This is a genomic window from Pseudidiomarina planktonica, assembly GCF_900177775.1.
In the GTDB taxonomy this organism is placed as follows: domain Bacteria; phylum Pseudomonadota; class Gammaproteobacteria; order Enterobacterales; family Alteromonadaceae; genus Pseudidiomarina; species Pseudidiomarina planktonica.
In genome coordinates, this window is the sequence record NZ_FXWH01000003.1 from 141,536 (window position 1) to 155,134 (window position 13,599).

Here is a 13,599-nt window from a genome sequence, read left to right on the forward strand (position 1 = left end):
CTGTTTCAAGTGAAGGTATAAAGCAGCATGTTAGCAGTTATCTCTCCAGCTAAAAATTTAGATTACGAAAGTGAGTTACCGAAACCAACTTACTCAGTGCCGCGGTTGTTAGACGACGCGCAGCAACTGGTTAATGTGTGCGCGCAGCTGTCTCCAGCTGAGTTAGGTTCACTGATGAGTATTAGCGACAAACTGGCTGGTTTGAATGCCGCCCGGTTTGCCGAGTGGGAGCAACCATTTACCCCAGCAAACGCCCGCCCGGCGGCCTATGCTTTTGATGGCGACGTATACACCGGGCTTGCGGCGGAAAAACTGGATGACGAGGCGCTCTCCTATGGTCAGGATCACTTGCGTATTTTGTCTGGCTTATATGGGGTGCTGCGCCCGTTAGATTTGATGCAACCCTACCGCCTGGAAATGGGTACTAAGCTAACTACTGAGCGTGGCAAGAATTTGTATGAATTCTGGGGCGATACTATTACCAACACTTTGAATAATGACCTGGCCGCAATCAACAGTGATGTATTGATCAATCTGGCATCGAATGAGTACTTTGGTAGTGTGCAGAAGAAACGTTTAAACGCCCGCATTGTAACGCCGGTATTTAAAGACGAGAAAAATGGCCAGTATAAAGTCATTAGTTTTTGGGCGAAAAAAGCACGCGGCTTGATGGCGCGCTTTGTACTGAACGAAAGACCCCAACAGGTGTCTGATTTAAAAGCTTTTAAAGCGTCCGGATACCGTTATAGTGAACAAGAATCTAGTGGTGACCAATTGGTCTTTTTGCGCGCAGAAAAAGATCAGTAGGCAGCAGAACTCACTGAAGGAGATAGGCTATGAGTGATGACCAAAATGGAACCCGTAAAACAGGTTTAATCGTAAGTGGATTAATCGTGGTAGTTATTATTGTTGGTCTGGCGTGGTGGTTAACCAGCTCAGAGCCTGAACCTGTGCGTGAGCAAGTTGAGCAGCCTCAGGTTGAAAGTGAGTCTGAACCTGAGCCTGCCCCGGATCCGGAACCAGAGCTGGACCCAATGCCAGTGGAAGAAGTAGAGCCACCAACCACGGAACCTGAACCCGAGCCTGAACCTGAGCTGCCACCGCTGAATCAAAGTACCGATGTGCTGCTGGCTGACTTAAAAGAGCAGGAAGTGATTGTTGAACCGGTTGCGAGCCGTTCAGTTATTAGTGACTTAGTGGTGTTCGTGGACAATGCTCGTAATGGCTTAATGTTAAATGACAAAGCCTTAGTAAGCAGACCTGACGGCCGGTTTAGCGTTATTGAAATGGATGACAAGCTGTTTATTGATGAGCGCAGCTATGACCGTTACAACGCGGTAGCAGATTGGGCGGTTAGTTTGGATGTTGATGCCTTGCTACAAATCTATCAGACCTACAAGCCGCTGTTACGTGATGCCTACGGTGAAATTGGATATCCTGATGCTGACATTGATGCCGCTTTCATTGAAGCTATTGATGTGGTGCTGGCAACGCCGTTGGTAGAAGGCATGATTCAGGTGGAAGACGATGAAGTGATGTACACCTATGCCGATCCGTCGCTAGAAGCATTACCGCCAATTCAAAAGCAATTACTGCGCATGGGTTACGCCAATGCTACGCAAGTGAAAGAAAAGCTGCGGGCGTTACGCACCGAGTTGGCTAATCAATAATTGTAGCTGAGACAAGCAGGGCAGATGGATAAAATACCTGAGCATTTGTATGGTGAGTTGCCCCGCCGGGGCAACGCATTCACCCGCTGGTTTGGTCGGTTGGGAATGCGTGTGCTGGGCGGTTGGAAGATAAACGGCGAGCTGCCCGAGCTGCGCCAGGCCATTATTCCGGTAGCGCCACATACGTCCAACTGGGATTTCTTTGTGGGTATATTCGTGATGTTTGCACTAGGTTTGCGGCTTAACTTTCTGGGCAAACACACTATTTTCCGGTTCCCGGTAAATGGCATTTTGCGTCGCTTGGGCGGTATTCCGATTGATCGCTCTGCCGCTCAGGGTGTTGTCGGGCAAATGGTTGAGCAATTTAAAACCCGCGACCAGCTGGTGTTAGCTTTGGCTCCTGAAGGGACCCGTAAAAAAGTAACTGAGTGGAAGCGCGGATTTTTACATATTGCTCATCAGGCCAGGATTCCTGTCATTCCGGTATGTTTTGATTTTTCCAGACGTTCGGTGGATATTGCCAAACCTATGATGATTGCCAGCGATATTGAAGCCGAATTAGTGCGGGTAAAAGCCGCCGTGGCTCATGCTGTTGGCCGCAATCCGGAGCATGCCTGATGAAATCAACTGTGGCAGCGCTGCGACTTTTCAGGGTTACTCTGGCGCTAATGCTAAGCCTATTTATTGGAACTGCCAACGCCGCCGAGTTCTGGCAGTCCGAGTGGCAGCCACCGGCTGGTTTCAGCGGCGAGCACTATGAATTTGCGCCGTTACGTGAAGAAAATGCCAAGCAGTTTTTTGGTGCCTATGAGAGCAACCCCGAAGCGCTACGAAATCGCCTGGGCTGGGGCTGGCCGCCAGTTATACCCGATGAAGACCAAAATGCCGAATTGGTGCGTTTTCATCAAAATCAGCATGATGCTGAAAATGCCTTTACCTATTTGATTGCCAGCCGCGACCGCCGCGATGTGAAGCGGTTAGTCGGGGCTGTGTACCTGGTGCCGGTGCTGCGGGAACGCCAGGGCGTGCCGGGATTAATGGCGAGTCAATTTCAGGCTGAGCTCAGCTGGTGGTTAACCGATGCCGCTCGGGAACAGGCGCATTATGAGCATTTCTTAACGGGGTTGTTCGCCTGGCTGCAGCAAGAAAGCCCCTGGCAGAGCTTGCTTATTCCAGTTTCCAGAGCCAATACACCAGCGCTATTAGCATTAGAGAATGCGGGCTTCAGCCCCATTGCCACAGATAACGATGAAAATATCGCGTTTTATGAGCTGCGGCTCGGCAACTAACGTTTTTCAAATAATTTTGTGCTATTATCGCGCACGTTTAGATAACCCAATTAGGATAATGTCATGAATGTCATTGAAGGCGGCATTGCTGCCCCGGGTAAAAAATTCGCTATTGTGGTGTCACGCTTTAATCACTTTGTGGTTGATAGCCTGCTAGAAGGCGCTATCGGCACCTTAAAGCAGTACGGCCAGGTAAGTGCTGACGATATTACTGTGGTAAAAGTACCTGGTGCTTATGAAATTCCGGTTACTGCCCAGAAGCTGGCTGCGTCGAAAAAATATGATGCCATTATTGCTATTGGTGCGGTGATTCGCGGTGGTACACCGCATTTTGATTTTGTTGCTGGCGAAGCCAACAGCGGTCTTGGTCGCGTTGCACTTGAGTTCGGTATTCCGGTCGCATTCGGCGTTATTACCGTCGACAGCATTGAACAAGCTATAGAACGAAGCGGAACCAAAGCGGGCAATAAAGGCGCTGAAGCAGCCCTTAGTGCGCTGGAAATGGTTAACGTTTTTGAACAGTTGTAAAAAGGACTGAGCATGAAACCTGCGGCTCGACGCAAAGCACGAAAACTTGCTGTACAAGCTATTTATTCATGGCAGCTGTCTGAAAACAGTGTGGTGGACATTGAAGCAACGTTTTTAACCGATAACGACGTGAGTAAAATCGACGTTGATTATTTTCTGGATTTGGTACGTGGCGTCACTAGTCAGGCAAAATCACTAGACACCGCTATTGAGCCATTTTTGGACCGTCCGGCGAAAGATCTTGATCATGTTGAACGCGCAGTGCTGCGTTTAGCCAGCTATGAATTGCGTGATCGCCCAGACGTACCTTACAAAGTTGCTATTAATGAAGCCATTGAACTGGCGAAATCATTTGGTGCCGACGATAGCCATCGCTTCGTGAACGGCGTACTTGATAAAGCCATAGACACCCTGCGACCAACTCGCCAATAGTTATGTCCCGCGGCGAGTTTAATCTCATCGATGCTTACTTTAGCAAGCTCGGCAGTACTCGCCGTGATGTAGTGCTGGGCGTTGGTGATGATTGCGCCATTGTGCAGCCGCTGGCCAACAGCGAGTTAATGGTAGCAACCGATACCATGGTGGCCGGGGTTCACTTCGACGAAAACACACCGGCCCGGGCACTTGGGCACAAAATAGCGGCGGTAAATCTAAGTGATTTAGCGGCTATGGGTGCCGAACCCGCCTGGCTGAGTTTAGCTATTACCCTACCTGAAATGGATACCGACTGGCTGCACGAGTTTGCTGCCGGCTTACACGAAATTTGTAGTTACTACGGCTGTGCCCTTATTGGTGGCGATACCACCCGCGGCCCTTTAAGCTTAACCGTAACAGCGCAAGGTCAGGCTCCTGCTGGTGTTGGTATTCGCCGCAGCGGCGCTAAGGCCGGTGACTGGGTTTATGTAAGCGGAGCTTTAGGAGATGCTGGCCTGGCACTGGCTGCCAGTCAAAATAAAGTGACTCTGGCGGCGCATCATCAGCAGCGGGTACAAGAGCGGTTACATTTTCCCACACCTCAGGTTGCCTTAGGCATCGGCCTGCGTGGTATTGCCAGCGCAGCAATAGATGTATCCGATGGCTTATTGGCCGATCTTGGCCATATTCTTAAGGCCTCGAAGGTTGGCGCACGCCTTGAGTTGAATGAAATGCCGTTGTCGTTGGCCCTTATTGAAACTCTGGAATACGAACAGGCCTTGCATTACGCTTTAAGTAGCGGTGATGACTATGAGCTTTGCTTTACGGTGCCAGATGAACGCCGGGGTATGCTGGAAACGGCATTAGCGCATACGGCCGTGAAGCCGGTGTGTATTGGTCGGTTAACCTCGCAGACCGAGCAAATTCAACTACTACTTGATGGCGAGCCATGGCAGGCACCTGCGCAATCAGGTTTTGATCATTTCAAGGCTGATTAGTTTGAGCGCCTACCTATGAGCAAACAAGTATGAACAAAGCACAACAGCTATCCTTACTAAATCCCGTTCATCTGCTGGCGCTTGGCTTCGGCAGTGGATTAAGCCCTAAGGCTCCCGGCACTATGGGAACCTTAGTCGCGATTCCGTTGGTGTGGTTGTTGGCGCAATTGTCGGTAGGAATTTATGTGGCAGTAACCGCGGTTGCTACTGTGGTTGGCATTTGGATTTGCGCTTATAGCGCTACAGCTATGGGCGAGCATGATCATCCGGCGATTGTGTGGGATGAGATTGCCGGTTATGCCATTGCCATGACGCTATTACCACCAACCTTACTCAATTTGACGTTGGCGTTCGTGTTGTTTCGTTTGTTTGATATTTTAAAGCCCGGGCCCATTGGCTGGTGTGATAAAAAGCTGCATGGTGGGCTTGGTATTATGGCCGATGATGTGTTGGCCGGTATTGCGGCCTGCGTGCTGATTCACGCAGGTTATTGGTTGGTGGCCTGATAACGCCACCGGTATGTTATTTTAGCCAGCTCTGAATGCGGCTCAGCACGCCGGCATCGTCTAAACCTAACTCTTCCCTTACTTCTGTTTGCGAACCATGTTTAATAAAGCTGTCGGGTAGGCCAAGCTGTAATAACTTAGTGTCAGCTTGTTGCTGATGTAAGTACTCGCTCACGGCACTACCGGCGCCACCGGCAATGACATTCTCTTCAATAGTGACGAAATGCGTGTGCTGTTTGGCTAACGAATCCAATAATTCAGTGTCCAGAGGCTTCACAAAGCGCATGTCTACCAGCGTGGCATTTAACGCCTCAGCAGCGGCCTGAGCTGTTGGTAACAAAGTACCGAAGTTCAAAATGGCTAACTTGCTTGCTTTGCCGTCTTGCAAAATACGTCCTTTACCAATAGCCAGAGTCTGCATTTCTTTATCGAAACCGCAACCAACGCCGTTGCCGCGCGGATAACGTACTGCCGCCGGGCCGTTGTGCTGATAGCCGGTATACAGCATGTTCCGGCACTCGTTCTCGTCACTTGGTGTCATGACTACCAGATTAGGTATGCAGCGCAGGTAGCTAAGATCAAAAGCACCCTGGTGAGTCGGGCCGTCGGCGCCCACAATTCCGGCGCGGTCAATGGCAAACAGTACCGGCAGGTTTTGTAATGCCACATCGTGAATAAGCTGATCGTATGCACGCTGCAGGAAAGTAGAGTAAATCGCCACCACCGGACGGTGCCCGCCTATAGCCAAACCTGCGGCAAAGGTTACCGCGTGTTGCTCGGCAATAGCTACGTCAAAGTATTGTTTCGGATAGCGCTGCGAAAATTCAACCATACCTGAACCTTCGCGCATGGCAGGTGTTACCGCCATTAGCTTGTTGTCGACGCTGGCCATGTCACACAACCAATCACCAAATACAGCGGAATAAGACTGTGTTGACGATGGCGGTTTATCGGGTAACTGGCTTTGCAGCGGGTCAAATTTAGGCACACCGTGATAGCCAATGGGGTCTTTCTCGGCCGGCTCATAACCCTTACCCTTGCGGGTAGCTATGTGCAGCAGTTGCGGGCCTTTCAAATCGCGCATGTTGCGCAGCGTATCCACTAATACGTCAATATCGTGCCCATCAATAGGGCCAATATAGTTAAAGCCAAGTTCTTCAAAAATAGTACCCGGTGCAACCATACCTTTTACGTGCTCTTCGGCACGGCTGGCTAGTTGATGAATACTTGGCATACCGCGCAATAACTTTTTGCTGCCTTCGCGCAGCGAGGTATACATTTTGCCGGACATTAACCGGGCGAAGTGATTATTCAGCGCGCCAACATTTTCCGAAATCGACATGTCGTTGTCGTTCAGTATCACCAGCATGTTGGGTTTAATGTCACCGGCATGATTCAGTGCTTCGAACGCCATGCCCGCGGTAATAGCGCCATCACCAATTACTGCCACCACTTTCTCGGAACGGCCTTCGCGTTCGGCGGCAATAGCCATACCTAATGCGGCACTAATAGAGGTGCTGGAATGGCCAACAGATAAGGTGTCGTAGTTACTTTCTTCGCGCCATGGGAACGGATGCAAACCATCTTTTTGCCGAATACTATGCAACTGGTCTTTGCGTCCGGTTAGAATTTTATGCGGATAGGCCTGATGGCCAACATCCCACACCAACTGATCAACCGGAGTTTGAAAAATATAGTGCAGGGCAACAGTAAGCTCGACGGTGCCAAGCCCAGACGCCAAATGCCCGCTGCTACGGCTTACCGAGGTCAGCAGAAATTCCCGAACTTCGTCACAAACTTGCTGCAACTGTCGTGCACTTAATTTGCGTAAGTCTGCCGGGGAGTCGATTTTACTAAGCAACGGATACTGAGTTGCCTGCGTATTCTTTGACGTCATGGTATTAATGATCTCGAGTCAACAGAATGTTGGCTAGTTTGGATAACTTATCGGTATTGTAAGGGATTCGGGCCAGTGCTTGAAGTGCTTTGTCGTGTAAATGTTGCATTTGCATTCGGGCGCCGTCCAGACCTAGTAGTTGCACATAGGTCGATTTTTCGGCGGCGCTGTCTGAACCCTGAGGTTTACCAAGCACTTGGGTATCGCCAACAACGTCCAGCACGTCGTCCTGCACTTGAAACGCTAAACCCAAATGTGCACCAAACTCGGCAAAATCAGTTTGATACTGCTGCGCTTCATCGCTGCCGCAGAGCACACCCATGGTTATAGCCGCCTGAATTAGCGCGCCAGTTTTTAAGCGATGCATAGTGGCCAGTTCAGTTTCAGTTTGTTGTTTACCGGTGGCGGCCAAATCTAGAGCTTGGCCCCCGCACATACCTGCTGCGCCGCTGGCCTGTGCGAGTGCTGCAACCAACTGTAATTGCCGCGGGGCAGCCAGTTCGGCTAGTGGCTCAGTTAAAATCTGAAACGCCAGGGTTTGCATGGCATCGCCGGCCAGTATGGCGGTAGCTTCGTTAAAGGCTATGTGAACTGTCGGTTTACCGCGGCGCAGGGCGTCGTCATCCATGGCGGGCAAGTCATCATGCACCAACGAGTACGCATGGATGCACTCGATTGCGGTTGCCGCTGAATCAAGCGCTGCAGAACCTGCGCCACAGGCTTCACCGGTTAAATAGGTAAGCACTGGTCGAACGCGCTTACCACCCAATAACAGCGCGTATTCCATGGCCTGCTGTAATTCATGATCAGCTGACGGCCAGCGTACCAGCGCTTCACGCAGACATTGGTCAACACGTTGCTGATACGGGCTTAACAACTGCGCCAGCGCCATGTTAGTCCTCGCTTGCCGCAGGGGCGTCGAAGTCGGCTAACTCAGCGGTACCATTTTGTTGCAGCAATACACTCACTTTTTGCTCAGCCTGTTGCAGCTTCTGTTGGCTCAGGCGTGACAGGCGCACGGCCTGTTCAAATTTCTCCAGCGACTGTTCCAGCGGCAGTTCACCTTGTTCCAACTGCTTTACAATGGTTTCCAGTTCCTGCATGGCTTGCTCGAAGGAGAGTTCAGTTGCAGCTTGCTTGCTCATACATATACCTGCTTGTTTTGATGGCGCACAAATTACTCTGATTGCGCAAAAGGGTCAAATTGATTGCGATCCGAGTAAAGATTATCGCATTAATGCCGATGAACTGACTAACGATTCAAGCTTAAATTTCTGTCGGGCTTGTCAGTCACACAGTGATCGTTGAGAATAGTCAGGGTACAGTTTTGCGACCTAGCTACCCAGATGGTGGCCATTAGAGGAGAGTTTCGTGGATATAGCAACGCTGGTAGGAATAATAGGAGCTGTCGCGGCGCTGGTGATCGCGATGATCCTTGGCGGCGATCTGGGCTTGTTTATCGATGTGCGATCTGTGTTTATCGTGTTCGGTGGTACGTTATTCGTTACCCTCTCAAATTTCACTCTGGCCCAATTTCTGGGCGCGGGCAAAGTTGCTGTAAAAGCCTTTATGTTCCGCATTGAACAGCCGCAAGAATTGATTGATAAAGCAGTAGAAATGGCCGATGCCGCTCGTAAAGGCGGATTTCTTGCGTTAGAAGAAGCTGAAATCAGTAACAGCTTTTTCCGTAAAGGCATAGATATGCTGGTAGATGGTCACGATGCTGATGTTGTGCGCCAAACCCTACAGAAAGATATTACGATGACTACCGAACGTCACGAAGAAGGCGCCCGGTTATTTAAAGTCATGGGCGATGTGGCTCCGGCTATGGGTATGATGGGTACCTTGATTGGTCTGGTAGCTATGTTGTCCAACATGGATGATCCCAAAGCCATTGGTCCCGCAATGGCGGTTGCTCTGTTAACAACCTTGTATGGTGCGTTCATTGCCAACGTATTTTGTATCCCTATCGCGAATAAGCTGAGCTTACGTGCTGAACAGGAAAAGCTGAACCGGATGCTTATTCTGGACGCTATTTTAGGTATTCAGGACGGCCAGAACCCTCGGGTTATTGAAGGTATTCTGCGTAACTACCTGTCTGAATCTAAGCGTATTGAGCCGGAAGCGGCTTAAGCTACCCGATCCTATTTAACTAGAGCATCACTATGGCTGCAAACGAACAACAGGAAAAGTGCAAATGTCCACCCCCGGGCCTCCCGGCTTGGGTAATGACGTTTGCCGACCTGATGACACTGCTCATGTGTTTCTTCGTGTTGCTGCTGTCGTTTTCAGAAATGGATGTACTTAAATTTAAGCAGATTGCCGGCTCGATGAAATTTGCGCTGGGTGTGCAGAACAAAATAGAAGTAAAAGATATTCCCAAAGGTACCAGCGTTATTGCGCAGGAGTTCCGCCCTGGTAAACCCGATCCTACCCCAATTGAAACTATTCAACAGCAAACCATGGATATGACCCAGCAAATGCTGGAGTTCCAGGACGGTGAGTCAGACTTCGCCGGCGGACCCATGAGTGAGCGTGGTGGTGCTGCCAGTAGCAGTGAAGAAGACGACGTGATGGAAGAGACCGAAAGCAGCTCGTCGGCTGAACAGCAGGAAGATATTTCCGAGCTAATGAAGCGGATTCGCGAACAACTGCAGGATCAGGTTGAAGATGGTGCGCTTGAGTTAGAGCAGCTCGGTCAACAAATACTGATTCGGGTGAAAGAAAAAGGCTCATTTCCTTCCGGCTCAGCATTTTTACAGCCGCAGTTCCGCCCGATAATACAGCAGGTAGCTGAGGTTCTGAAAAATATTCCGGGTGAAATAACCGTGTCCGGACATACCGATAATCAGTGGGAGCCGTCGGAAATGTACAGCTCAAACTGGGATTTATCCAGCCGCCGGGCGGTTGCTGTTGCGGAAGAAATGCAGCAGGTAGAAGGGTTTGTGGAAGATCGCATGATGGTAACCGGCTATGCCGATACCAAACCTTTAGCGCCAAACAACTCCAGTGAAAATCGCGAGCGTAACCGCCGCGTTGAAATTGCTATCATGCAAGGTAAGGCAAAAGAGTCGCAGCCAATTCAGGCAACCGATCAGGCCACTGATACGGGCGACTAAACTGGCACTGTTGCTGCCAACTGAGTATAATACGCGCCTTTTTTAGAGCCATTAACTGGTACCCCGGTTCGTGGCTTGGTCGGCGCAGGAAACCCCGCAGTTATGAAATTCATTATTCGCTTACACGCGGAAATTACCATTAAAAGTAAATCTGTGCGCAAGCGGCATGGCAAAGTTCTGGTGAATAACCTGAAGCTATTACTGCGTGATTTGCCTGAAACTCCTAAAGTACGCTGGTTGTGGGATCGCATTGAGGTTACTTTTGCCGAGGGTTTGCGCTCGCAAACTTTGCATGATCAAGTTGTAGATGAACTGCAACGTATTCCGGGCATCGCCTGGTTTAGCGAATCCATTGAACAACCCCTGACTGATTTTGATTCCATTTTGTCAGCAGTACTTGAGGAATGGCAGCACCAGTTGGCTGGCTTAAGTTTTGCGGTTCGGGTAAAACGCAAAGGTACGCACGAGTTCCGCTCCAGTGACTTAGAGCGTTTTTTGGGTGCAGGTATTTTGCAGCAGGTGCCAAGCGCGCGGGTAAAACTGAATCAGCCGCAGCAGGAAGTTCGGATTGAAGTAGACGGGCCTACAGTGCGCGTATTCGGGCATAAGCAACCTGGTTTAGGCGGGTTCCCGATACCAACTCAGGAAACCGTAGTGAGCCTGCTCTCCGGTGGTTATGACTCCAGTGTGGCTAGTTACCAGTTGATTCGCCGCGGCGCCCGTACGCATTTTTGTTTCTTCAATTTAGGTGGCGCCCAGCATGAAACAGGCGTGCGCCAAACCGCATATTATTTATGGCAGCAATACAGCCGTTCGCATCCGTTGAAGTTCGTGAGCATTGATTTCGCCCCGGTAGTAGAAGATATTTTGACGAACGTTGATAACGGTCAAATGGGCGTGATTCTAAAGCGCCAAATGCTGCGCGCTGCCGATCACGTTGCCGCTTATCTGGGTGCCAGCGCACTAGTTACCGGTGAAGCCATGGGGCAGGTTTCCAGCCAAACCCTGAGTAACTTGCAGGTAATTGACCAGGCGACCGAACGCTTGGTGTTGCGGCCGCTTATTACCATGGATAAGCAGGACATTATTAATATTTCCCGGCAAATAGGTACCGAAGACATTGCCAAAAGTATGCCTGAGTACTGTGGCGTTATTTCAAACAAACCTACGGTGAAAGCGGTTCCTGAAAAAATTCACGAAGAAGAAGCTAAGCTTAATCCTGACTTACTGGAGCAGGTAGTCCGGTCGTGTCGCATTCTGGATATGAAAACTATTGCCGAAGAAACCGCTGCTCAGGTTGCTGAAGTAACCACCACTGCTGAGGTGGGCGCAGGGGCTACCGTTATTGATATTCGAAGCGTTGATGAGCAGGAACGGCAACCGCTGGAGCTGGATGTACCGGTGCTACATATTCCATTTTTCCGACTCGCGCAAAAATTCACGGAACTTGATCCACAGAAGCAGTATCTACTGTATTGTGACAAGGGCGTGATGAGTAAAATTCAGGCGCTATACTTACAGGAACTCGGGCATCAGAACGTTGCCGTTTACACAAGGGATACAAGGAGAGCCGAATGACGGCCAGAGTTTTATTCGCAGTAGTACTGGTTACGCTCTCGGTGTTGTTTTTGTGGCGGTTCGGCCCGGTAAGTGGCTCAACGGTTCCGCACTTCGACAAGCTCGTACATTTTGGTGCGTTCTTCGTTCTGGCGTTCACTTTTCATCGAGCGTTCCCCATACCCTTATGGGCGGGAATTTTGGTGCTGACCTTATATGGCGTTGCGATTGAAATAGCGCAAAGCTTAACGCCATACCGCAGCGCCGAAGTTATGGATTTAGTGGCCGATGCCGCCGGAGTGGTGAGTTATTATCTGGTGCACTGGGTGTACCAAAATTGGCGTCAGCGGCGCCAACTGCATAAGCGCCGCTAGCACCTGGGCAGACTTAGCTTTTACGTTTGCCAACGCCTTTTGCTTTAGTGGCTGCCTTCTTCTTTTTCTTCTTCGCTTTCGACTTACGCGTGTCCGGGAATTTGTATTGCGGACGTAAGTCGTCGTATACGCGACGTTCTAATTTCTCTTTCTGGTAGCGCTCAATACGCCCTAATAATTGCGCATCGTGGGCTTCCACTAGTGCCACAGCCACGCCTGATTTTCCGGCCCGGGCAGTACGCCCAATCCGGTGCAGGTAAACGTCAGCCTGCTTAGGCAGGTCGTAGTTCACTACCAGTGCAATATCATCAATATCCAATCCGCGCGCGGCTACGTCGGTGGCAATCAATACGCTGTCGCTGAATTTTTCCATGCGGGCAATAATTTTCTGGCGATCCGACTGCGGCATGTCACCACGCAGGGTTAATGTTTTTATACCCTGACTTTCCAGCTTGCCAGATAGCTCAGCCACTCGCTCACGCGTACGCACGAACACCACGCGGCGACCCGGATTATCAATCAGCACCCGCACCAGCAGTTGTAGCTTGTGGGTGGTGGTATCGGCCTGATACATACGTTGCAGAATTTTACCGCGCTCACGCTTCGACGGGTCTACCGTAATGTGCTCTGGCTCGTGCAGCAGTTCGTCAGCAAAGCGGGTAACGCCAGTGCTGTCTAAGGTTGCTGACAGCAGAATCTTTTGGCGCAAGGCATGAGCAGCCGTGGCAATTTGCTTCACGCTACTGGCAAAGCCCATATCGAGCATGCGATCGGCTTCGTCAATAACCAGCCATTCAATGTTGTCGAGCTCATATTGCTCAGCGTTAAGCAGATCAATTAAACGGCCAGGCGTGGCTACCAGAATATCGTGCGACGCCGCCAGCATGTCGTGCTGAGTACCGTAGTTAATGCCGCCGGTAATCAGCACAGTGCTAATACCGGTAGCCGGTGTAAAGGTCTGCGCCTGTTCGGCAATTTGTTGTGCCAGCTCACGCGTTGGTGCTAGTACCATAACCCGGGCAGAGCCTGGATCGCGGCGTGGATAATCCAGCAAATGCTGTAACGCTGGCAATAAAAACGCCAGAGTTTTACCGGTTCCGGTAGGGCTATTTACTAGTAAGTCACGGCCTTCCAAAGCTAGCGGAATTACTATTTCCTGAACCTTGGCAGGCTTATTCAGATTTTGTTGGTGCAACACTTCAATTAAAGTGTCATCAAGTTCCAGGGTATCCCAGTCCGGTGTCATG

16 protein-coding genes are annotated in these 13,599 nt (G+C 50.4%); 12 read left to right on the forward strand and 4 right to left on the reverse strand.

Features of this window, described 5'->3' with window-relative positions; genetic code table 11:
* Positions 1-27: 27 nt before the first annotated feature.
* The 8 genes from yaaA to CCE91_RS10850 all read left to right on the forward strand — a co-directional run bounded on the left by yaaA (position 28) and on the right by CCE91_RS10850 (position 5,405).
* Positions 28-807 (forward strand): peroxide stress protein YaaA, encoded by a 780-nt coding sequence (gene yaaA, locus CCE91_RS10815; RefSeq protein ID WP_086435310.1) that lies wholly within the window; start codon positions 28-30, stop codon positions 805-807.
* 29 nt (positions 808-836) lie between these two features.
* Positions 837-1,670 (forward strand): DUF3014 domain-containing protein, encoded by an 834-nt coding sequence (locus CCE91_RS10820; RefSeq protein WP_086435311.1) that lies wholly within the window; start codon positions 837-839, stop codon positions 1,668-1,670.
* Positions 1,671-1,694: 24 nt separating this feature from the next.
* Positions 1,695-2,288, forward strand: coding sequence for a lysophospholipid acyltransferase family protein (locus CCE91_RS10825; protein WP_234996330.1), 594 nt, complete (start codon positions 1,695-1,697; stop codon positions 2,286-2,288).
* Entirely contained in the window at positions 2,288-2,959 is a 672-nt protein-coding gene (locus tag CCE91_RS10830) for a GNAT family N-acetyltransferase (RefSeq protein ID WP_086435312.1), read from the forward strand. The genes CCE91_RS10825 and CCE91_RS10830 overlap by 1 nt, the downstream gene beginning before the upstream one ends.
* A 63-nt stretch (positions 2,960-3,022) precedes the next feature.
* Positions 3,023-3,487 (forward strand): 6,7-dimethyl-8-ribityllumazine synthase, encoded by a 465-nt coding sequence (gene ribH, locus CCE91_RS10835; protein WP_086435313.1) that lies wholly within the window; start codon positions 3,023-3,025, stop codon positions 3,485-3,487.
* A gap of 12 nt (positions 3,488-3,499) precedes the next feature.
* Positions 3,500-3,919 (forward strand): transcription antitermination factor NusB, encoded by a 420-nt coding sequence (nusB, locus tag CCE91_RS10840; protein WP_086435314.1) that lies wholly within the window; start codon positions 3,500-3,502, stop codon positions 3,917-3,919.
* Positions 3,920-3,921: 2 nt separating this feature from the next.
* The gene (gene thiL, locus CCE91_RS10845; RefSeq protein ID WP_086435315.1) at positions 3,922-4,899 is read left to right on the forward strand and encodes a thiamine-phosphate kinase; all 978 of its coding nucleotides are present in this window, start codon (positions 3,922-3,924) and stop codon (positions 4,897-4,899) included.
* 29 nt (positions 4,900-4,928) lie between these two features.
* A complete protein-coding gene (locus CCE91_RS10850) occupies positions 4,929-5,405 on the forward strand; it encodes a phosphatidylglycerophosphatase A family protein (RefSeq protein WP_086435316.1) in 477 nt (158 codons plus the stop codon).
* A gap of 16 nt (positions 5,406-5,421) precedes the next feature.
* Here CCE91_RS10850 and dxs read toward each other — a convergent pair whose 3' ends face one another.
* From dxs to xseB, 3 genes are read right to left on the reverse strand one after another with little or no spacing between them, the layout of a single operon-like run.
* The gene (gene dxs, locus CCE91_RS10855; RefSeq protein ID WP_086435317.1) at positions 5,422-7,302 is read right to left on the reverse strand and encodes a 1-deoxy-D-xylulose-5-phosphate synthase; all 1,881 of its coding nucleotides are present in this window, start codon (positions 7,300-7,302) and stop codon (positions 5,422-5,424) included.
* A 4-nt stretch (positions 7,303-7,306) separates the two neighbouring features.
* A complete protein-coding gene (gene ispA, locus CCE91_RS10860; RefSeq protein ID WP_086435318.1) occupies positions 7,307-8,194 on the reverse strand; it encodes a (2E,6E)-farnesyl diphosphate synthase in 888 nt (295 codons plus the stop codon).
* A 1-nt stretch (position 8,195) separates the two neighbouring features.
* Complete coding sequence (xseB, locus tag CCE91_RS10865; RefSeq protein WP_086435319.1) at positions 8,196-8,447, reverse strand: exodeoxyribonuclease VII small subunit; 252 nt, start codon at positions 8,445-8,447, stop codon at positions 8,196-8,198.
* A 226-nt stretch (positions 8,448-8,673) separates the two neighbouring features.
* Between xseB and pomA the strand changes: the two genes are divergently transcribed.
* The 4 genes from pomA (at position 8,674) to CCE91_RS10885 (ending at position 12,352) form a co-directional block, all read left to right on the forward strand.
* Positions 8,674-9,435 (forward strand): flagellar motor protein PomA, encoded by a 762-nt coding sequence (gene pomA, locus CCE91_RS10870; RefSeq protein ID WP_086435320.1) that lies wholly within the window; start codon positions 8,674-8,676, stop codon positions 9,433-9,435.
* 32 nt (positions 9,436-9,467) lie between these two features.
* On the forward strand, positions 9,468-10,421 hold the full coding sequence (locus CCE91_RS10875; protein WP_086435321.1) for a flagellar motor protein MotB: 954 nt from the start codon (positions 9,468-9,470) through the stop codon (positions 10,419-10,421).
* A 102-nt stretch (positions 10,422-10,523) separates the two neighbouring features.
* Positions 10,524-11,999, forward strand: coding sequence for a tRNA uracil 4-sulfurtransferase ThiI (gene thiI, locus CCE91_RS10880; protein ID WP_086435322.1), 1,476 nt, complete (start codon positions 10,524-10,526; stop codon positions 11,997-11,999).
* Positions 11,996-12,352, forward strand: coding sequence for a VanZ family protein (locus CCE91_RS10885; protein WP_086435323.1), 357 nt, complete (start codon positions 11,996-11,998; stop codon positions 12,350-12,352). Before thiI ends, CCE91_RS10885 begins: the two co-directional genes overlap by 4 nt.
* 13 nt (positions 12,353-12,365) lie before the next feature.
* Here CCE91_RS10885 and srmB read toward each other — a convergent pair whose 3' ends face one another.
* On the reverse strand, positions 12,366-13,598 hold the full coding sequence (srmB, locus tag CCE91_RS10890; protein ID WP_086435324.1) for an ATP-dependent RNA helicase SrmB: 1,233 nt from the start codon (positions 13,596-13,598) through the stop codon (positions 12,366-12,368).
* Between the last annotated feature and the right edge of the window lies 1 nt (position 13,599).

Excerpts from the sequence above, each read along its gene's own strand:
- yaaA (WP_086435310.1), top strand. The coding sequence starts at position 28 with ATGTTAGCAGTTATCTCTCCAGCTAAAAATTTAGATTACGAAAGTGAG.
- CCE91_RS10820 (WP_086435311.1), top strand. The coding sequence starts at position 837 with ATGAGTGATGACCAAAATGGAACCCGTAAAACAGGTTTAATCGTAAGT.
- CCE91_RS10825 (WP_234996330.1), top strand. The coding sequence starts at position 1,695 with ATGGATAAAATACCTGAGCATTTGTATGGTGAGTTGCCCCGCCGGGGC.
- CCE91_RS10830 (WP_086435312.1), top strand. The coding sequence starts at position 2,288 with ATGAAATCAACTGTGGCAGCGCTGCGACTTTTCAGGGTTACTCTGGCG.
- ribH (WP_086435313.1), top strand. The coding sequence starts at position 3,023 with ATGAATGTCATTGAAGGCGGCATTGCTGCCCCGGGTAAAAAATTCGCT.
- nusB (WP_086435314.1), top strand. The coding sequence starts at position 3,500 with ATGAAACCTGCGGCTCGACGCAAAGCACGAAAACTTGCTGTACAAGCT.
- thiL (WP_086435315.1), top strand. The coding sequence starts at position 3,922 with ATGTCCCGCGGCGAGTTTAATCTCATCGATGCTTACTTTAGCAAGCTC.
- CCE91_RS10850 (WP_086435316.1), top strand. The coding sequence starts at position 4,929 with ATGAACAAAGCACAACAGCTATCCTTACTAAATCCCGTTCATCTGCTG.
- dxs (WP_086435317.1), bottom strand. The coding sequence starts at position 7,302 with ATGACGTCAAAGAATACGCAGGCAACTCAGTATCCGTTGCTTAGTAAA.
- ispA (WP_086435318.1), bottom strand. The coding sequence starts at position 8,194 with ATGGCGCTGGCGCAGTTGTTAAGCCCGTATCAGCAACGTGTTGACCAA.
- xseB (WP_086435319.1), bottom strand. The coding sequence starts at position 8,447 with ATGAGCAAGCAAGCTGCAACTGAACTCTCCTTCGAGCAAGCCATGCAG.
- CCE91_RS10875 (WP_086435321.1), top strand. The coding sequence starts at position 9,468 with ATGGCTGCAAACGAACAACAGGAAAAGTGCAAATGTCCACCCCCGGGC.
- thiI (WP_086435322.1), top strand. The coding sequence starts at position 10,524 with ATGAAATTCATTATTCGCTTACACGCGGAAATTACCATTAAAAGTAAA.
- CCE91_RS10885 (WP_086435323.1), top strand. The coding sequence starts at position 11,996 with ATGACGGCCAGAGTTTTATTCGCAGTAGTACTGGTTACGCTCTCGGTG.
- srmB (WP_086435324.1), bottom strand. The coding sequence starts at position 13,598 with ATGACACCGGACTGGGATACCCTGGAACTTGATGACACTTTAATTGAA.